This is a genomic window from Bacillus lumedeiriae, from assembly GCF_044891285.1.
GTDB classification, from domain to species: Bacteria; Bacillota; Bacilli; order Bacillales; family Domibacillaceae; genus Pseudobacillus; species Pseudobacillus lumedeiriae.
Genome location: NZ_JAUIYO010000001.1, coordinates 544579 through 564061, shown reverse-complemented (window position 1 = coordinate 564061; position 19483 = coordinate 544579). Strand labels below are relative to the sequence as shown.

The 19483-nt window shown below is 42.2% G+C and carries 16 protein-coding genes; 15 read left to right on the top strand and 1 reads right to left on the bottom strand.

Features of this window, described 5'->3' with window-relative positions; all coding sequences use genetic code 11:
* Window positions 1-77 precede the first annotated feature (77 nt).
* The 5 genes from accD (at window position 78) to QYG89_RS02890 (ending at window position 5625) form a co-directional block, all read left to right on the top strand.
* On the top strand, window positions 78-950 hold the full coding sequence (accD, locus tag QYG89_RS02910; protein ID WP_404314344.1) for an acetyl-CoA carboxylase, carboxyltransferase subunit beta: 873 nt from the start codon (window positions 78-80) through the stop codon (window positions 948-950).
* The gene (accA, locus tag QYG89_RS02905; protein WP_404314342.1) at window positions 947-1897 is read left to right on the top strand and encodes an acetyl-CoA carboxylase carboxyl transferase subunit alpha; all 951 of its coding nucleotides are present in this window, start codon (window positions 947-949) and stop codon (window positions 1895-1897) included. The genes accD and accA overlap by 4 nt, the downstream gene beginning before the upstream one ends.
* Window positions 1898-2161: 264 nt before the next feature.
* A complete protein-coding gene (pfkA, locus tag QYG89_RS02900; RefSeq protein WP_404314340.1) occupies window positions 2162-3121 on the top strand; it encodes a 6-phosphofructokinase in 960 nt (319 codons plus the stop codon).
* Window positions 3122-3149: 28 nt separating this feature from the next.
* On the top strand, window positions 3150-4910 hold the full coding sequence (gene pyk / locus QYG89_RS02895; RefSeq protein ID WP_404314338.1) for a pyruvate kinase: 1761 nt from the start codon (window positions 3150-3152) through the stop codon (window positions 4908-4910).
* Between the two features lie 328 nt (window positions 4911-5238).
* Entirely contained in the window at window positions 5239-5625 is a 387-nt protein-coding gene (locus QYG89_RS02890; RefSeq protein WP_404314336.1) for an FxsA family protein, read from the top strand.
* Window positions 5626-5751: 126 nt separating this feature from the next.
* On the opposite strand, the gene ytvI is transcribed toward QYG89_RS02890, so the two are convergent.
* Window positions 5752-6882 carry a sporulation integral membrane protein YtvI gene (gene ytvI, locus QYG89_RS02885; protein ID WP_404314334.1) on the bottom strand — a complete coding sequence of 377 codons (1131 nt, stop codon included), beginning with the start codon at window positions 6880-6882 and terminating at the stop codon, window positions 5752-5754.
* 202 nt (window positions 6883-7084) lie between these two features.
* Here ytvI and QYG89_RS02880 point away from each other — a divergent pair, with 202 nt between their 5' ends.
* The 10 genes from QYG89_RS02880 to QYG89_RS02835 all read left to right on the top strand — a co-directional run bounded on the left by QYG89_RS02880 (window position 7085) and on the right by QYG89_RS02835 (window position 19252).
* Window positions 7085-7540 (top strand): DUF441 domain-containing protein, encoded by a 456-nt coding sequence (locus tag QYG89_RS02880; RefSeq protein WP_404314332.1) that lies wholly within the window; start codon window positions 7085-7087, stop codon window positions 7538-7540.
* A gap of 292 nt (window positions 7541-7832) precedes the next feature.
* On the top strand, window positions 7833-8951 hold the full coding sequence (citZ, locus tag QYG89_RS02875) for a citrate synthase (RefSeq protein WP_404314330.1): 1119 nt from the start codon (window positions 7833-7835) through the stop codon (window positions 8949-8951).
* A gap of 310 nt (window positions 8952-9261) precedes the next feature.
* Entirely contained in the window at window positions 9262-10551 is a 1290-nt protein-coding gene (gene icd / locus QYG89_RS02870; RefSeq protein WP_404314632.1) for an NADP-dependent isocitrate dehydrogenase, read from the top strand.
* 222 nt (window positions 10552-10773) lie between these two features.
* Window positions 10774-11487 carry a response regulator transcription factor gene (locus tag QYG89_RS02865; protein ID WP_404314328.1) on the top strand — a complete coding sequence of 238 codons (714 nt, stop codon included), beginning with the start codon at window positions 10774-10776 and terminating at the stop codon, window positions 11485-11487.
* Window positions 11484-13262 (top strand): two-component system histidine kinase PnpS, encoded by a 1779-nt coding sequence (gene pnpS / locus QYG89_RS02860; RefSeq protein ID WP_404314326.1) that lies wholly within the window; start codon window positions 11484-11486, stop codon window positions 13260-13262. Before QYG89_RS02865 ends, pnpS begins: the two co-directional genes overlap by 4 nt.
* Entirely contained in the window at window positions 13246-15882 is a 2637-nt protein-coding gene (gene polA / locus QYG89_RS02855) for a DNA polymerase I (RefSeq protein WP_404314324.1), read from the top strand. Before pnpS ends, polA begins: the two co-directional genes overlap by 17 nt.
* A 27-nt stretch (window positions 15883-15909) precedes the next feature.
* Window positions 15910-16746, top strand: coding sequence for a DNA-formamidopyrimidine glycosylase (mutM, locus tag QYG89_RS02850; RefSeq protein WP_404314322.1), 837 nt, complete (start codon window positions 15910-15912; stop codon window positions 16744-16746).
* A 65-nt stretch (window positions 16747-16811) separates the two neighbouring features.
* Window positions 16812-17444: a sporulation membrane protein YtaF gene (ytaF, locus tag QYG89_RS02845; RefSeq protein WP_404314320.1), complete on the top strand. Its 633-nt coding sequence runs from the start codon at window positions 16812-16814 to the stop codon at window positions 17442-17444.
* Between the two features lie 20 nt (window positions 17445-17464).
* Window positions 17465-18067, top strand: a complete 603-nt coding sequence (gene coaE, locus QYG89_RS02840) for a dephospho-CoA kinase (RefSeq protein ID WP_404314318.1) — start codon at window positions 17465-17467, stop codon at window positions 18065-18067.
* A gap of 156 nt (window positions 18068-18223) precedes the next feature.
* Window positions 18224-19252 (top strand): glyceraldehyde-3-phosphate dehydrogenase, encoded by a 1029-nt coding sequence (locus QYG89_RS02835; protein WP_404314316.1) that lies wholly within the window; start codon window positions 18224-18226, stop codon window positions 19250-19252.
* The last annotated feature ends 231 nt before the right edge of the window (window positions 19253-19483 follow it).

Here is a 19483-nt window from a genome sequence, read left to right as displayed (position 1 = left end):
TGTTTCGTTTTTTTGCTGTCCATCTCGTAAAATCAGATAAATAAGTTGAAGTTTTTTACAAAGGGAGAGGATGCAATTTGATTAAAGATTTATTTAATAAACAAAAACCAAAAAAGAAGAAATATGCAACGATACCTACAGAAGCAAGCAGACAGGATGTACCTGAAGGAATTATGCAAAAGTGCCCGAGCTGTAAGAAGATTATGTATACAAAAGAGTTGAAGAAAAACTTGCATGTTTGTTTACAATGTGGCCACCATCATGGGATGACGGCGTTTGAACGCCGCGATTCTTTTATAGATGAAGGGACATTTCAGGAACTAGACGCTGAACTTACGTCAACGAATCCTCTGGATTTTCCGGGATATTTAGAAAAGGTTGAAGCAGATCGGCAAAAAACAAAAATGAATGAAGCGATTTTAACGGGCGTCGGTCAAGTGGAAGGTTTTGAAGTAGTCGTTGCTATTATGGATGCGAACTTTCGCATGGGAAGCATGGGATCGGTCGTTGGAGAAAAGATCACGCGGGCGATTGAAGAAGCGGATAGGAGAAATGTACCGTTTGTGATTTTTACTGCCTCAGGCGGAGCTCGAATGCAAGAGGGTGTTCTTTCTTTAATGCAAATGACAAAAACAAGTGTCGCTTTAAAGCGTTTTAGTGAAAATGGCGGATTGATCATTTCGATTATGACTCACCCGACAACGGGCGGAGTATCTGCAAGCTTTGCTTCGCTCGGCGACTATAATTTCGCAGAACCGGGAGCATTAATTGGATTTGCAGGAAGACGGATTATTGAGCAGACGATTCGTGAAAAGCTGCCGGAGGATTTCCAGACAGCTGAATTTTTATTAAAGCATGGTCAGTTAGATGCGGTGCTTCACCGTCATAAAATAAAAGAAAAACTTGCTTTTTTACTTGATATACATCGACCGGGTGGTGAACTCGTATGATTGGATTAGAGTTTGAGAAACCAGTATTAGAACTTAAAGGGAAAATCGCTGAATTAAAAGAGTTTACTTCGACTTCTGACGTTGATTTGACAGAGGAAATTGAAAAGCTTGAGCAGCGGTTGAAAAAGCTAGAAAAAGATATTTATGAAAGTATGACACCGTGGGATCGAGTTCAAATGGCCCGGCATCCGGAACGGCCGACGACGCTTGATTACATTGGCTTCTTATTTACTGATTTTATGGAGCTTCATGGCGACAGGTTATTTGGCGATGATGCAGCGATCGTCGGCGGGGTTGCAAAATACCATGGTCTTCCAGTCACTGTGATTGGGCATCAACGGGGCCGCGATACGAAGGAGAATATTAAGCGTACATTTGGTATGCCGCATCCAGAAGGATACCGAAAAGCGCTTCGTTTAATGAATCAAGCAGTGAAATTTAAGCGTCCAATTATTTGTCTTATCGATACGAAAGGTGCTTATCCAGGAAAAGCGGCAGAAGAGCGCGGACAGAGCGAAGCGATTGCTAAAAACTTGTTTGAAATGGCGGGCATGGAAGTGCCTATTATTTGTATCGTCATTGGTGAAGGAGGAAGCGGCGGTGCGCTTGCACTTGGTGTAGGCGACAAACTGTTTATGCTTGAGAACTCTACGTATTCTGTCATTTCCCCTGAGGGGGCAGCAGCTTTGCTTTGGAAAGATGCTTCTCAAGCGAAGCGGGCAGCGGAGACGATGAAAATTACAGCAGGCGATTTAAAAGAGATGGATATTATTGATGGGATTATTCCAGAAGTAAGCGGCGGTGCTCACCGTAATGTTGCACAACAGGCAGCACTTATTGATAAAGTGCTGAAACCAGCACTGAAAGATTTGCTGCAATTGCCAGCTGCTGACTTGCTTGAACAGCGCTATGTGAAATATAAAAAAATTGGTCAATATGAGATTTAATTGTTTTTCGATAAAAAGATAGCAACAAAAGGGGAACGTGCAGCAAAAAGCACGTTCTTTTTTGATTAGGAAATGGAATCGTGCTGATTCTCATGATTTATACGCGATGAGGCTTCTTAATTCGTGACTAAAATTAAGTAATCGTTTAAACTGAACATTGGATGATTATTACAACCAATAGTCATTCCAACACAAGATCATGTTCTAATCGTGCTGACTGCATGAACGGGTAATCGAATACATATGGAGACGGGGGAGATTCACGTGAAGCGTATTGGAGTGCTGACAAGCGGTGGGGATGCACCGGGAATGAATGCAGCCATTCGCGCCGTGGTTCGCAAAGCAATTTATCATGGATTAGAAGTGTATGGTATTTATCAAGGATACCAAGGATTAATTTCTGGTCATATTAAAAAAATGGAGATAGGCTCTGTCGGTGATATCATTCATCGTGGAGGAACCATTCTCCATTCAGCGAGATGCCCTGAGTTTCAATCAGCAGATGGACAGAAAAAAGGATTGAAGCAGCTAATAGAACATGGAATCGAAGGGGTTGTCGTGATCGGCGGCGATGGTTCTTACCGCGGCGCAAAGGCGCTGACAGACCTCGGATATCCATGTATAGGTGTACCAGGCACGATTGACAATGATATTGTGGGTACAGAATTTACGATTGGGTTTGATACGGCTTTAAATACAGTGATTGATGCTGTAGATAAAATTCGTGATACAGCAAGCTCCCATGAACGAACATTTATTGTGGAGGTCATGGGAAGATCTGCTGGAGATCTCGCTTTATGGGCAGGCCTTGCTGCTGGAGCCGAGACAATCGTTATCCCTGAAGAACCAATTGATATGGAAGCGATGAAAGTACGATTGTTAAAAGGGCTTGAACGGGGGAAGAAGCATAGCATCATTATTGTTGCTGAAGGTGTCATGAGCGGGAGTGAATTTGCTGAGAAAGTGACAGAAATAACAGGGATTGATACGAGAGTATCTGTTCTGGGTCATATGCAGCGAGGCGGCTCACCGACGGCTGCGGATCGCATGCTTGCTAGCCGCCTTGGAGCGAAAGCTGTCGAACTTTTACTAGCGGGAAAAGGTGGACGGGCAGTCGGTGTTGAGTGCAATGAACTTATTGATTATGATATTACAGAAGCGACATCTCTTCCCCATAAATTAGATTTGGACATCTATCGATTATCAAAAGAATTATCCATTTAATATATTCTCACGAGGAGGATAACAACACATGAGAAAGACAAAGATTGTATGTACGATTGGACCAGCGAGTGAAAGTCCGGCTATGCTTGAGAAATTGATGGAAGCAGGGATGAACGTTGCCCGCTTGAACTTTTCCCATGGAAATCATGAAGAGCATGCAGAACGGATTAAAAACATTCGTGAAACGGCCAAGAAGACTGGAAAAACGATCGGGATTTTGTTAGATACGAAAGGACCGGAAATTCGCACACATAATATGGAGAATGGTTCTATCGAACTTGCTGCCGGCAGCAAGGTGATCGTGTCTATGCATGAAGTAATCGGAACGCCCGATAAGTTCTCAGTTACTTATGAAGGACTTGTTGAAGATATCGGGATAGGCAATGAGATTTTGCTGGACGATGGATTAATTGCACTTAAAGTGACCAGCATTGATAAACAGCACGGAGAAATTCATACAACCGTCCTGAACAGCGGTACACTAAAGAATAAAAAAGGCGTAAACGTACCAGGTGTATCTGTGAAGCTTCCTGGCATTACAGAAAAGGATGCAGAAGATATTAAATTCGGTATTGAGCAGGATATTGATTTCATTGCTGCTTCTTTCGTTCGTCGGGCATCGGATGTGCTTGAAATTCGTGAATTGTTAGAACGATATCATGCAAATCATATTAAAGTGATCCCGAAAATTGAGAATCAAGAAGGGGTCGATAATATTGACGGTATTCTTGAGGTGTCCGATGGACTCATGGTTGCCCGCGGGGATCTTGGGGTAGAAATTCCTGCGGAGGAAGTACCGCTCGTTCAGAAAAACCTCATTCAGCGATGCAATATACTCGGAAAACCTGTCATCACAGCTACACAAATGTTGGATTCGATGCAGCGCAATCCACGACCAACGCGCGCGGAAGCAAGTGATGTAGCTAATGCCATTTTTGATGGAACAGATGCGATCATGCTTTCAGGTGAAACAGCAGCGGGCATGTATCCTCTTGAATCCGTACAAACGATGCATAACATTGCTGAGCGCACAGAAACAGCTTTAAACTATTCTGAAATCTTATCGATCCGGAGCAAAATGAGCCGTCATACAATGACAGATGCGATCGGGCAGTCTGTAGCCCATACAGCAAATAACCTTGAAGTGAAAGCAATTGTGACACCGACAGAAAGCGGTCATACAGCGCGGATGATTTCACGTTACCGCGCAAAAGCGCCGATTGTGGCTGTTACATCCAGTGAGCAGGTCTCCCGCAGTTTAGCGCTCGTCTGGGGCGTGTTGCCACACATTGGACCGAAGGTAAAAACAACGGATGAAATGCTGGAATTGGCCGTTCAGCAAAGTTTAAGCACGAACCTTGTTACACATGGTGATTTAATTGTGATCACTGCAGGTGTGCCGGTTGGCGAGTCTGGTACGACAAATCTTATGAAAATCCACATTGTCGGAGATGTTCTAATGAAAGGCCAGGGAATTGGCCGGAAGTCGGCTTACGGAAAAGTTGTCACCGCGAGAAATGCAGAAGAAGCTCTTAATAAAGTGGAAACAGGAGACATTCTTGTAACCATTGGCAGTGACAGAGATATGGTGCCGGCTATTGAAAAATGTGCCGCGCTTATTACTGAAGAAGGCGGATTAACAAGCCATGCGGCTGTTGTTGGTATTAACCTTGGTGTTCCCGTTCTCGTTGGAGTGGAAAATGCGATGTCTATTTTAAAAGATGGACAAGAAATTACCGTTGATGCAGCAAGAGGCATTATTTATAACGGACACGCGAACGTACTTTGATGAAGTAAACAAGCACTGCTCAAAAGTCGGGCAATCACGGACTTTTGGGCAGTGTTTTTATTGGAATAGTCATGGCCTATTGTTTCTGTTGTTCTTTCGTTGATTGGAGCGGAAATCAACGGAGGAGTTTAATAAATCCATTGAGCTAAACGGCTGAATAGCAGCCAGAAAGCGTGGAAAGAGTTTTAAATCTGTGGAGCAGCTGTCACCAGGAAAGATCAATGAATCAAATAGTACACAGGGTGTCCAACGGTTCTATTTTGCGAAAATCCTTGTCCGAATGATATAATGAAGAGGAACATATATTGCTTAAAAAGGAGAAAATCCGTTGAGATACTTACTGTTTATTTTCATTGTCGTTCCTGTGCTGGAAATTGGACTGCTCATGTTTTCCGGAAAGACGATCGGGGTGCTGCCAACGATTCTGCTTATTTTGGCAACGGGGTTTTTAGGGGCCTACTTTGCAAAGAAACAAGGGATGCATGCCCTTATGAAGCTGCGTGAAGAAGTACAAAATGGCCGATTGATTGGTGATGCGGTATTAGATAGTGTATGTATACTAGTCGGTGGTTTGCTACTGTTAACTCCGGGATTTGTCACAGATATTTCTGGCTTTTTGCTGTTGTTTCCTTATACGCGAAATGGGCTGAAACCACTTCTATTGCGCCTGCTCCGAAATTCATTTCAAAACAAAAACATCATCATCATGAAATAAACAAAAGCGCAGGCGTCTCGATCAGCCCCAACAAGCAAATGTTCTTCTCCCAAGGGAGCCGCCTAGACAATTGAATGTATAAACTTCTATAAATAGTAAAAAACGTCAGCCCTTACTGACGTTTTTTTATTTGGCAGGAGGAGAGGAATTCTTGCCGACAATATAGCTCCATAAATCTGTGAATACTCCTGCTTGATGAAGTGCATTAATGATAACAAGAACGACTGGCCCTAAAATTAGGCCAAAAAAACCTGCAAGCTTAAAGCCGACAAATAACGCAATAAGCGTGGCAAGAGGGTCAAGGCCGATGCTTGAGGAGAGGACTTTTGGTTCCATGATTTGCCGCTGTACGATGATGATGACATATAAAACGGTTAGTCCGATGGCAAGACTCGTATCACCGGCTATAAACTCATAGATAATCCAGGGAATGAATAGTGTTCCCGTTCCAAGATAGGGAAGGAAGTCCACCAAACCGGCAACAAGTGCTAATGTGATCGCATAATTAACCCGTAAAATAAGCAGACCGATTAAAACAATCAATGTTGTAATTGAAACAAGGGTTAATTGTGCGCGTAAAAAGCCGAACAATGCTTTTTTTAGAGCAGTAAACACTTTCCTTAAACTTGTTGTCGCTTTAATTGGCAAATAAGTCAGCGACCGCCGCTGAAGCTTTTCCCAATCTTTACTGATGAAAAAGGCAGCAAGAAATGAGAAAATGAATCCAGTTGCAAAATTAGGGATCCAGGAAATCAGTTTAGGAAGTTTCAGAAAGAAGTTTTGGATGAAGTCACCTGCTGTTGAAGCGAATTGTTCACCTGCTTCCTTGATATTTGTGGACAATGTATCACGCTGGCTAGTATCGAGTGATTGGAATAATCCGGCTGCCCGTTCGTAAATGGGGATCACTTGGGACGCAAATAATGCTTCCATTTGTTGGACAACTACATGGATGTGGCGGGGAACAACCGAGGCAAAATAGTTAGCACCTGAAACAATCTCTGCTATTAAAAGTGTCATGCCTCCGGCGAAAACAGCAATGATAAGGAGAATAGTCGTGCCAATCGACGCTGTCCGCGGCAGTCTTGCCTTCGTTTCTAGAAAGCGGACGAATGGCTGCATGAGGAAAGCGACAGCAAAGCCGATAATAAACGGATAGGTGATTGATGCAACGTAGTACAAAGCAAGAAGAAGAAAAATAGCAGAAACTATGACAATGACCGACCGTATTAGCTTGTCCCGGCTAGATGGATTCATAAGCTCACCTCCCCTGAAAGTAGACTGTCCTTACATTGTATCAAGGAGAGAGGAAAAAGAGGAAGGAAAACGACTCGTATTATCCCGACAAAAATTGCATTGTATATAACGGTATGGATCAGAATGCCGTGTGCAATATTCATTAACATCCCGCTGGTTCGGGTAAAGCCGCCGCGGAAATAGAAAGGAGGGAAAAGAGAACATGCAGCCGTATTTATTTTTACTGATGCTTCTTATGATTGGTTTTATCGCCAAAAATCAATCACTGCTTATTGCTGTTGCTGTCCTGCTGCTCATGAAGCTTATTGGTTTGGACGACAAGCTTTTTGCTGCCGTTCAATCTAAAGGAATAAATTGGGGAGTGACCATTATTACGATTGCTGTGCTGGTACCGATTGCGACAGGAGAAATTGGGTTTAAAGATCTTAGTGATTCATTGAAATCTCCGTTTGCATGGATCGCTCTTATTTCAGGAGTCTTGGTGGCTCTTCTAGGAAAAAGCGGATTAATCTTGCTGGCGGAGGATCCTCATATTACGACTGCGCTCGTTTTTGGAACCATAGCAGCTGTCGCTCTTTTTAACGGTGTGGCGGTCGGCCCGCTGATCGGTGCGGGGATCGCTTATACGGCTATGAGGGTTTTCGAGCAGTTTCAATAGAAATCCTATTTATTTAGATGTATAATGATCAAAGAAGGAAAAATAATTTATTAGTATAACACGTTTTTCCCCCGTGTTTTATTTAAAAAACATGACGATTTTGTAGATTGTATAGTTTTTTAGACACTTAACGTTCACAAATATCAAATAATTGTTTATAATAGCAGATGAAAGCGCAATCTTTTTATACATTCGCATTTTATGCGGGCTTCTGCTGAGCAAACGCTCAGCAATAAGTATGGTTTTAAAAAAGGCAATGGGGGAAACTAACAGTCGAAGGAGAGAGGAAATTATGACGACCACTCGTGGATTAGAAGGAGTAGTTGCAACAACATCTTCAGTAAGTTCTATTATTGATGATACCCTTACATACGCAGGTTATAACATCGATGATCTAGCTAAAAACGCAAGCTTCGAAGAAGTAATTTATCTGCTTTGGCATCGGAAACTCCCTACACAGGCAGAGTTGGACGAGTTAAAGCAGCAGCTGGCAGACAATTATGACCTTCCTCAAGAAGTACTCAATCATTTCAAACTATATCCAATTGACAAGGTTCATCCAATGGCCGCTCTTCGTACAGCCGTATCATTAATCGGTTTATACGATGAAGAAGCAGATGTAATGGATGAAGAAGCGAATTATCGCAAAGCGATTCGTCTGCAAGCAAAAATCCCTGCACTTGTGACAGCGTTTGCGCGTATTCGTAAAGGCCAAGAGCCAATAGCACCACGTAAAGATTTTGGCTTAGCGGCAAACTTTTTGTACACGCTCTCTGGGAAAGAGCCAGAGCCTGTGGAAATCGAAGCATTTGATAAAGCGCTCGTTTTACATGCGGACCATGAGTTAAACGCTTCTACATTTACGGCTCGTGTATGTGTTGCTACTTTGTCGGATGTTTATTCTGGTGTTACGGCAGCGCTTGGCGCATTAAAAGGCCCTCTTCATGGCGGAGCAAACGAGCAAGTCATGAAAATGTTGTCAGAGATCGGCTCTGTTGACAATGTTGAGCCGTATATTTTAAGCAAGTTAAATAACAAAGAAAAAATTATGGGCTTTGGCCATCGCGTGTATCGTCAAGGTGATCCGCGTGCGAAACACTTGAAAGAAATGTCGAAAAAATTGACAGAATTAACTGGAGAACCGCAATGGTATGAGATGTCTATACAAATTGAAGAGCTCGTAACAGCTCAGAAGCCGCTTCCGCCGAACGTGGATTTCTATTCAGCATCTGTCTACCATAGCCTTGGCATTGAACATGATCTGTTCACGCCGATCTTTGCGGTAAGCCGCGTTTCGGGCTGGCTCGCACACATTCTTGAGCAGTATGCAAACAACCGCTTAATCCGTCCACGTGCAGAGTATACAGGTCCTGGTATGCAAGAATACGTGCCGATTGAGGAACGTAAATAAATTTAATGTTTTTAAAAGCAAAAAAGTTTACAAAGTTTTTAAAAGCAAAAAAATTTACAAAAACACAAAAAATTGGTGTAATATATTAAAGGTTAGATGGCACATGCCTCTAACCTTTCAGATTGTAGATAAAGTGTATGTAGACACTTTTAGGCTGATCGAAAACGATCGTCTTTCGAGGCACGAAGCCTGGATGAGGGATAGGGCAGCCAAAGGAGCCGCAAGCAGCGCAGACAGGAGAATAGTGAAGAAAGCAATCGATTGTCAACAGCCTAAAAGGTTAGATGGCATAGGCCTCTAACCTTTGATTATGGAATTGGAGGTATTCTCGATGACACAAGCTGAAAAAATTACTGTATCAAATGGAGTTTTAAACGTACCAAATCATCCGGTGATCCCATTCATTGAGGGAGACGGAATTGGTCCAGATATCTGGGCAGCAGCTTCCCGTGTAATGGATGCAGCTGTTGAGAAAGCATACAATGGCGAAAAGAAAATCGAATGGAAAGAAGTATACGCTGGAGAAAAAGCATTTAACAAAACAGGTGAATGGCTTCCAGAAGAAACATTAGAACAAATCCGTGAATATTTAATCGCGATTAAAGGTCCGCTAACAACACCAATCGGCGGCGGTTTCCGTTCTTTAAACGTCGCTCTTCGCCAAGAATTAGATTTATTCGTCTGCCTTCGTCCAGTACGCTATTTTGATGGAGTACCTTCTCCTATTAAGCGTCCTGAAGATACAGATATGGTTATTTTCCGTGAAAACACAGAAGATATCTATGCTGGTATTGAATACAAAGAAGGCTCAGATGAAGTAAAGAAATTAATCAACTTCCTGAAAAATGAAATGGGTGTGAATAAAATCCGTTTCCCGGAAACATCAGGAATTGGTATCAAACCTGTTTCTAAAGAAGGAACAACGCGCCTTGTACGCTCTGCTATTAACTACGCGATTAAAGAAGGACGCAAATCGGTTACTTTAGTACATAAGGGTAACATTATGAAGTTTACAGAAGGCGCCTTTAAAAACTGGGGATACGAATTAGCTGAAAAAGAATTCGGCGATAAAGTATTCACTTGGGCGCAATATGACAAAATCAAAGAAGATCAAGGCGCAGAAGCAGCAAACAAAGCACAATCTGATGCAGAAGCTGCTGGCAAAATCATCATTAAAGATGCTATTGCTGACATCTTCCTTCAACAAATTCTAACTCGTCCAAAAGAGTTTGATGTAGTAGCGACGATGAATTTGAATGGGGACTACATTTCTGATGCTCTTGCTGCACAAGTCGGCGGAATCGGTATTGCTCCAGGAGCAAATATTAACTATGAAACAGGACATGCTATTTTTGAAGCAACACATGGCACAGCTCCTAAATATGCAGGACTTGACAAAGTCAACCCTTCTTCTGTTCTACTTTCAGGCGTGCTTATGCTTGAACATTTAGGATGGAATGAAGCGGCGAAAATGATTACCAATTCTGTTGAGAAAACAATTGCATCAAAAGTAGTAACTTATGACTTTGCTCGTTTGATGGAAGGTGCAACAGAAGTAAAAACTTCTGAGTTTGCTGATGAATTAATTAAAAACCTTTAATGAACAGCATCACTACATTAAAGTAATGAAAGAAGAGGTCGACTCTAAAGGATCTGACCCTACGCACAATTATTGTATCTAATGGACTTGAATCTTTTTAGTATACAGTATATTGATGTTGTAAGGGCTGACACTTTGATGAGTCAGCTTCTTCTTTTTTATTTTAGGTATGATTGCGCTATAATCGAAGGGAGTAGTAATCATTTCTTAGGGGAGGACGAAATGAACAAAAAGATACTAGTTGTGGACGATGAATCATCCATTGTAACCTTAATTAAATATAACTTAGAACAGGCAGGATATGAAGTCATCACGGCATTTGATGGGGAAGAGGCGTTAAAAAAAGCCCTCGGAGAACGTCCGGATTTACTTGTCCTAGATTGGATGCTTCCAGGATTGGATGGAATGGAGGTATGTAAAGAACTGCGGCAGCAAAAAGTGTCTATACCGATTTTAATGCTGACAGCAAAAGATGAGGAATTCGATAAAGTACTTGGTCTTGAGCTTGGGGCGGATGACTATATGACAAAACCATTTAGTCCAAGAGAGCTGCTTGCGCGGGTCAAAGCGATCTTGCGCCGCCTGCAGCACATGCCGAAACCCGAGGAAACCAATAGACAGGAAGAAGGTTTCAAGGTTTCGGACATTCACATTTTTCCAGAAAAATATGAAGTATATTATCGAGAGAAATTACTAGAACTTACACCCAAGGAATTTGAACTGCTGCTTTATTTAATGGAAAACAAAGGGCGGGTATTGACGCGTGATCAACTGCTTAGTGCTGTTTGGAAGTACGATTTTGCTGGTGATACACGGATCGTAGATGTACATATTAGCCATTTACGAGAAAAAATTGAACAAAATACAAGAAAGCCGGAATACATAAAAACCATCCGGGGATTAGGTTATAAATTAGAGGAGCCGAAGTCTTCATGATTAAGTTTCGCACTCGGCTGGTGCTTGCTCTCATTTCGTTGCTTGTACTCGTTCTAGCTGCTCTAGGAATCATGCTTGGACAAATGTTTAAAGGTTATTATTTATCCACATTTAATGAGCGTTTAGATAAAGAAGCAGAGATGTTAGCGGGACAAGTCAGCCGGGCAGGTGGAATTCATGCTTTTAATACAGAACTTGCAACAGAATGGAGCAAACAGCTGCAAGTTCGAATTTCCCTTGCAGATCAGTCGGGTACATTACTTTTCGACAGTGGTGCTGTGAACCATTCAACGATTTCCGAACATCAAGAAATTGTTAAACAACTGGCTAGTGCTACTCATTCTGCTGCTTATCAAGAAGCGCTTGCTAACAAGTTTGGCGAACACTACCACTGGCGGATAGTGAAAGGTAAAGACGGCCAGATAGACGGAATCCTCGTATTAAACACGAAGGTAAAGGATCTTGACTACATTTACCGGAAAATTTGGCTCATTTTACTATTTTCTCTTGGTTTTTCGCTAATACTGCTTACACTATTCGGAACAAAAATTACGAACCGCTATACAAAGCCGATTGAGTCGGCGACAAAAGTAGCGATAGAGCTGGCAAAAGGGAATTACCGAGCGAGAACGTATGAGACGCCCTCGGATGAGGTAGGTATGCTGAATACATCGATTAATATTCTCGCCCGCAATTTACAGGAAATGATGCAGGCACAGGAAATGCATCAAAATCGGCTGTCTACGTTAATTGAAAACATAGAGAGCGGGCTTTTACTCATTGATGCCCGCGGTTTCATTATTATGGTGAATAAATCATTTAAAGAGTTTTTCCATCTAGATGATCAACAATTGATTAAAAGAAGGTACCATGAAGCCGTTCAGCATTCAGAAGTAATTGGAATTATTGAGGAAGTCTTTATGACGGAACAAAATGTACGCAGACAGATGTTGTTGCCGCTGCGGATCGAACGAAGGCATTTTGAAGTGTCTGGTGCGCCGATTATTGGGACAAATGATGAGTGGAAAGGGATTTTAATTGTTTTTCATGATATTACGAATTTAAAGAAACTGGAGCAAATACGAAAAGATTTTGTCGCAAATGTTTCGCATGAATTGAAAACCCCCATTACCTCCATTAAAGGCTTTACTGAAACATTATTGGACGGCGCTCTTGAAGATAAAGAAGCGCTGACGATGTTTTTAAATATTATTTTAAAAGAAAGCGAGCGGATGCAGACGCTCGTCATGGATCTATTGGAACTGTCAAAAATTGAGCAAAAGGGAACGGTTTTAAATGTTACTCGTCTAGCTGTTGATGAAATCATTGAAGACATCGTACCTACACTTCAAAATAGGCTGGACAATAAAAATATTCACTTTACGCTTCAACTTAAAAATGAATTATGGGTAGATGGAGATATCGAGCGTTTAAAACAAGTGTTTTTTAATTTAATGACGAATGCTATTTTGTATACGCAAGAAGGCGGTCATATAGAAGTGCACGCCTTTGAACAGAACGATCGGGTCGTCGTGGAAGTTGCAGATAACGGCATTGGTATTGCCAGCAGTGAATTATCGCGTATTTTTGAACGTTTTTACCGTGTGGATAAAGCGAGAAGCCGCAACTCTGGTGGAACCGGACTTGGCTTGGCTATTGTGAAGCATATTATCGAAGCACATGAAGGAGATATTTTCGTGAAAAGTAAAGTGAATGAAGGCACCACGTTCACTGTATGTTTAAAAAAGAGCTTGGAGGATGATCGTTTTGAATAAAAAAATCGTATTAATTGACGGCAACAGTGTCGCATATCGGGCCTTTTTCGCACTCCCTTTACTGAACAATAACAAAGGTGTACATACGAATGCGGTGTATGGTTTTACGATGATGCTTTTAAAAGTATTAGAAGAAGAGAAGCCGACTCATCTTCTCGTTGCATTCGATGCCGGCAAAACGACTTTTAGGCATAAAACATACGGTGAGTATAAAGGAGGAAGGCAAAAAACACCTCCTGAATTGTCCGAACAATTTCCTTATATCCGTGAATTGTTGAAAGCTTATGGCATTGCTCAATATGAATTGGAAAACTATGAAGCGGACGATATTATCGGCACGCTGTCACAGCAAGCAGAGGAACATGGATTTGAAGTCAAGATTTATTCCGGGGATAAAGATTTAACCCAGCTGGCATCCGATGCAACGACTGTTTGTATTACGAAAAAAGGCATTACCGATATTGAGGAATATACACCTGCTCATATTGACGAGAAGTACGGTCTGACACCAGCACAGATTATTGATATGAAAGGACTAATGGGGGACTCTTCGGATAACATTCCAGGCGTGCCGGGTGTTGGAGAAAAAACGGCTATCAAGCTATTGAAGCAATTTGATTCTGTAGAAAAGCTGCTTTCATCAATCGATGAGGTAAGCGGAAAGAAGCTGCAGGAGAAATTACGGGAACATCGCCATCTTGCTGAGATGAGTAAGGAACTTGCTGCGATTTTACGTGAAGTGCCTCTCGACTTTACAGTAGACAGTCTTGAATATAAAGAAAGGGACAATGAAAAAATATACGAGTTATTTAAAGAGCTCGGCTTTAATTCCCTGCTCGAAAAGCTAGATCATCCAGTGGAAGAAGCAGCGATTCATGAAAAAACAAGCTATGAACTAGTGACAGAATGGAACGAAGAGTTGTTTACTGACGATTCTTCCTTTTATTTGGAGATGATTGCTGAAAACTATCATCATGCTCCTATTGCGGGCTTTGCACTAAGCGGAGGCAATGGAACGTATTTTATCCCAGCAGAAGCAGCTGTTCAGTCTGCCGTCTTTAAAGAATGGGCAGAAGACGAGACGAAGAGAAAGTCGGTGTATGATGCGAAGCGCACGGTTATTGGATTAAGACGTTATGGAATTGAGCTGAAAGGGATTGATTTCGATATTTGGCTTGCTTCGTATTTGTTAAATCCATCAGAATCGCCGGAAGATTTCGCTGCGGTTGCTAAGCTGCACGGTGTATCCTCTGTGCAGCCGGATGAAGTAGTGTACGGTAAAGGAGCAAAAAGGAAGTTACCAGAGCAAGAGCAATATGCAGAACATATTGCGTCAAAAGCAGCAGTGATTGAAAAGTTAAAAGCGATTTGTCTAAAAGAAATGGAAGAAAATCAGCAGCTGGAACTATTTTATGAGCTCGAACTGCCGCTCGCACTCATTCTTGCTGATATGGAATGGGAAGGTGTGCAAGTGGATGTTAATCGTTTAAAGGAAATGGGAGAAGAGCTAAAGGGCAGGCTTGCTGATATTGAACAGACTATTTATGCGCTTGCCGGCACAGAATTTAATATTAATTCACCTAAGCAGCTAGGTACGATTTTATTTGACAAGCTTGGCCTGCCGCCTATTAAAAAAACAAAAACTGGTTACTCCACATCGGCAGACGTACTCGAAAAACTGGCACCATCTCACGAAGTTGTGGAACACATTTTAAACTATCGCCAGATTGGCAAGCTGCAGTCTACTTATATTGAAGGACTGTTAAAAGTAGTCGATCCAGAGACGCATAAAATTCATACGCGTTTTAATCAGGCACTTACGCAAACGGGAAGATTAAGTTCCGCAGAGCCTAATTTGCAAAACATTCCGATCCGGCTTGAAGAAGGAAGAAAGATTCGACAGGCATTTGTTCCAGAAGATGATGACTCTGTTATTTTTGCGGCAGATTATTCGCAAATCGAACTGCGGGTACTGGCCCACATTGCGGACGATGAAAAATTAATTGAGGCATTTTTACATGACCTTGATATTCATACAGCGACAGCCGCTGATGTGTTTCATGTAAAGCAAGATGAGGTAGACAGCAATATGAGACGCCAGGCGAAAGCAGTTAACTTTGGAATTGTCTATGGTATCAGCGACTATGGGTTATCACAAAGTCTTGGAATCACAAGAAAAGAAGCTGCGACCTTTATTGAACGCTATTTGCAATCTTATCCAGGTGTGAAAGAATATATGGATACTGTTGTTCGTGAGGCGAAAGAAAAAGGATTTGTGACAACCTTGCTCCAGCGCCGCCGGTATATTCCGGAAATTACGAGCCGTAATTTCAATTTGCGCGGCTTTGGAGAGCGGACTGCGATGAATACTCCGATTCAAGGCAGTGCGGCCGATATTATTAAAAAAGCAATGATTGCGGCAGTTGAAAAGCTAGAAAAAGAAAAACTTAAGTCGAAGCTATTGCTGCAAGTGCATGATGAATTAATTTTTGAAGTGCCAAAATCAGAAATCGAAACGATGAAACGGCTCGTTCCAGAGGTCATGGAACAGGCAGTAAAGTTGAAGGTTCCATTAAAGGTAGATTATTCTTACGGACCGACATGGTACGATGCGAAATAATAAACAGGACGGAAGGGAGAGATCCGCTTGCCTGAAATGCCAGAAGTGGAAACTGTCCGGCGTACACTTGAACAGCTCGTCGTCGGCAAAACGATTCAAGGAGTAGAGATCCGCTGGCCGAATATTATAAAAAAACCGGAGCAAGCTGAACAGTTTGCTCATGCATTAGTTGGAGAAACTATTCGTGATGTCGTGCGAAGAGGAAAGTTTTTAATTTTTGTGCTCGATCATTACTCGCTCGTTTCTCATTTACGCATGGAGGGCAAATACCGTTTGCATGAATGCGGAGAAGAGGAAGAACCGCATACGCATGTGTTATTCAAATTCACCGATCACTCCGAGCTGCGTTACCGCGATGTGAGGAAGTTCGGCACGATGCACTTATTTCAAAGAGGACAGGAATACGATTCTTTGCCTCTTTCACAGCTCGGTCCGGAGCCATTTTCAGATCATTTTTCCATTGACTATGTGAAGAGTAAACTAGAAAAAACGGAACGAAATATGAAAGCTGTGCTGCTGGATCAAAAAGTATTTGTCGGTCTTGGCAACATTTATGTAGATGAAACACTCTTTCGTGCTCGAATTCATCCAGAGAGAAAAGCCAATTCACTCAGGGAAGAAGAAATTGTGATTCTTCATCAAGAAATTGTCGCCACGTTAGAAGAAGCTGTTGAAAAGGGTGGAAGTACGATTCGCTCATATGTGAACAGCCAGGGACAAGCTGGTACGTTTCAAGAAACTCATTTCGTATATGGCCGCACAGGAGAACCTTGCAAAAAATGCGGTGAACCGATTATTAAAATGAAAACAGCCGGCCGGGGCACACATATTTGCCCGAACTGTCAAAGGCTTCTGCCTAGGTAAAATTGAACCTTCCCATCTATCCTTCCATATACTACAGTAACGTTCGACAGGGGAGGAGCTGTTTAATGGATGGGTATCTTTCATTGTTTATGCTTGCAGCGGCGGTTAGTTTAGACAGTTTTAGTGCGGGGCTTGCTTACGGATTGAAGAAGCTGAAATTGCCAGTCAAATCTTCTATTGTTTTATCCCTTTGTTCAGCAACGGCACTTCTCGCCGCGATGGGAGCGGGCCATTGGCTCAGCAGGTGGTTTAGCGGAGCAGCAGCGAGCCGGCTTGGCGGTGTGATTTTAATTTCTCTTGGGATGTGGGTACTGTGGCAATTTTTCCGAGGAGGACAAAAGCACGGACAGACGGAAGAAAGGCCGCTCATCCATTTAGAGTTGAAGCGGTTAGGTGTAGTTATTCATATTTTCAAACGACCGACTGCTGCTGACTTGGATCAGTCGGGGACGATTACCGGGCTGGAGGCGCTGCTGCTTGGATGCGCGCTGTCGCTTGATGCATTCGGTGCAGGGATTGGCGCGGCCATGCTTGGCTATCCGGCGCTGCTTCTCGCATCAGCAGTTGCTGTTATGAACTTCCTATTTGTCACAAGCGGTCTCGCCTGCGGCCGGAAATTTGCGGGCATTCTATGGATACAACGGGTTGCTTTTATTCCTGGTATTTTATTAATCATTTTAGGGACATTAAAAATCTAGTAACGTAGAGGGGGAAGACGATGGCAGTAATGATCGGGCTGACCGGCGGCATTGCAAGTGGAAAAAGCACGGTCAGCCGCCTGTTACAAGAGTTAGGCTACACGATAGTAGATGCGGATGTGGCTGCCCGGACAGTAGTTGAGCCGGGCAGCCCGGCGCTTTCGCAGATTGCCGGGGCATTTGGTGATGAAGTGCTTTTGCCCGATGGTTCACTTGACCGCAGAAAACTAGGCGACCTTATTTTTAATGATGAAAAACAGCGGGAAAAACTGAACGCCATCGTTCATCCAGCTGTCCGCCAGTTCATGATGGCTGAGAAAGAGGCGGCTATTGAAGAAGGAAAGCAAACAATCATTATGGACATTCCACTTTTATATGAAAGCAAGCTGACATGGATGGTGGACAAGGTTCTTGTTGTTTACACAGATGAAGCCACCCAGCTGCACAGGCTTATGGTACGCAACGATTTAGATGAGGCGGCAGCTCAAGCGCGGATCGCCTCTCAGCTTCCACTCCGCGAAAAAGCCAAAAAAGCCGATGCTGTCATTAACAACAATGGCACGATCGAACAAACGAAACAACAGCTGCTGCATATTATTAAAGATTGGAAACTTATTCCTTAATCCTGTGTAAAAGTATTCGGGTCTTTTCATTTTCAAAATAGTTAAACTTTTTATTTTGTCGTTTTTAAGGTTCTTTTTGAAAGTGAATATGTTATACTAATCGCAGATAAGAAAACAATTAAGTATAACATTTATAAATATAGGAGGAACCGATATATGAAGGCGAAAGTAGCAATTAACGGATTTGGCCGTATCGGAAGAATGGTGTTCCGCAAAGCAATTTTAGAGGATAATTTTGAGATTGTAGCAGTGAATGCAAGCTATCCTGCAGAAACACTCGCTCATTTAATTAAGTATGACACAAATCATGGAAAATTTGAAGGCGATGTGCAAGTTGAAGAACGTGCATTGATCGTAAATGGCAAGCGTGTTCAATTAGTAAATAACCGCGATCCTCGTGAACTTCCATGGAAAGAGCTTGGCATTGATATTGTTATTGAAGCAACAGGGAAATTCAATGACCGCGAAAAAGCAGCTCTACATCTAGAAGCTGGAGCGAAAAAAGTAGTGTTAACAGCGCCTGGTAAAAATGAAGATGTGACGATCGTAATGGGTGTCAATGAGAACGATTTAGACATCGAAAAACATGAAGTGATTTCTAATGCTTCTTGTACAACAAACTGTTTAGCTCCAGTAGCAAAAGTGCTCGATGACAAATTTGGTATTGAAAATGGCTTAATGACAACTGTCCATGCCTACACAAATGACCAAAATAATATTGACAACCCGCATAAAGATTTACGCCGTGCCCGTGCATGTGCTCAATCTATTATTCCAACATCTACAGGAGCGGCAAAAGCGCTGTCACTTGTTCTTCCTCAATTAAAAGGGAAAATTCATGGCATGGCTTTACGTGTACCAACGTCTAACGTTTCTTTAGTTGATCTTGTGGTTGACTTAAAGCGTGAAGTAACAGTAGATGAAATCAATAACGTGTTTATCGAAGCGTCTCAAGGTGCGTTAAAAGGCATTCTTGACTATACAACAGAGCCGTTAGTATCTGTTGATTTTAACACAAATCCTCATTCATCGATTATCGACGGTTTATCAACAATCGTGATGGATGGTACAAAAGTGAAGGTTCTTGCATGGTATGATAACGAGTGGGGTTATTCTTGCCGCGTCACTGATCTTGTGAAGTACGTAGCTGAAAATATGAAAAAAAAAATTGAAGTAACTGCATAATTAATAAAAAAGGAACTGTTTCATAAGAACCGGGCAATTTGGTTTTGGGACAGTTCCATTCTTCTGTTTTCAAGGGAATTCATGCATAAGTCTTTCACAGCAGCGCTGAACAATATATTTTGATTTCTTTTATACCTATGCAATAAGTTCCCAAGACAATCCTTTCGAAAAAATTCATACAAGATGTTGCAAAATTAGACACTTCACAGTATACTAATTTTCGTGTGAAAC

Excerpts from the sequence above, each read along its gene's own strand:
- citZ (WP_404314330.1), top strand. The coding sequence starts at position 7,833 with ATGACGACCACTCGTGGATTAGAAGGAGTAGTTGCAACAACATCTTCA.
- pnpS (WP_404314326.1), top strand. The coding sequence starts at position 11,484 with ATGATTAAGTTTCGCACTCGGCTGGTGCTTGCTCTCATTTCGTTGCTT.
- ytaF (WP_404314320.1), top strand. The coding sequence starts at position 16,812 with ATGGATGGGTATCTTTCATTGTTTATGCTTGCAGCGGCGGTTAGTTTA.
- QYG89_RS02835 (WP_404314316.1), top strand. The coding sequence starts at position 18,224 with ATGAAGGCGAAAGTAGCAATTAACGGATTTGGCCGTATCGGAAGAATG.
- polA (WP_404314324.1), top strand. The coding sequence starts at position 13,246 with ATGATCGTTTTGAATAAAAAAATCGTATTAATTGACGGCAACAGTGTC.
- icd (WP_404314632.1), top strand. The coding sequence starts at position 9,262 with ATGGAATTGGAGGTATTCTCGATGACACAAGCTGAAAAAATTACTGTA.
- ytvI (WP_404314334.1), bottom strand. The coding sequence starts at position 6,882 with ATGAATCCATCTAGCCGGGACAAGCTAATACGGTCGGTCATTGTCATA.
- QYG89_RS02880 (WP_404314332.1), top strand. The coding sequence starts at position 7,085 with ATGCAGCCGTATTTATTTTTACTGATGCTTCTTATGATTGGTTTTATC.
- pyk (WP_404314338.1), top strand. The coding sequence starts at position 3,150 with ATGAGAAAGACAAAGATTGTATGTACGATTGGACCAGCGAGTGAAAGT.
- coaE (WP_404314318.1), top strand. The coding sequence starts at position 17,465 with ATGGCAGTAATGATCGGGCTGACCGGCGGCATTGCAAGTGGAAAAAGC.
- accA (WP_404314342.1), top strand. The coding sequence starts at position 947 with ATGATTGGATTAGAGTTTGAGAAACCAGTATTAGAACTTAAAGGGAAA.
- QYG89_RS02865 (WP_404314328.1), top strand. The coding sequence starts at position 10,774 with ATGAACAAAAAGATACTAGTTGTGGACGATGAATCATCCATTGTAACC.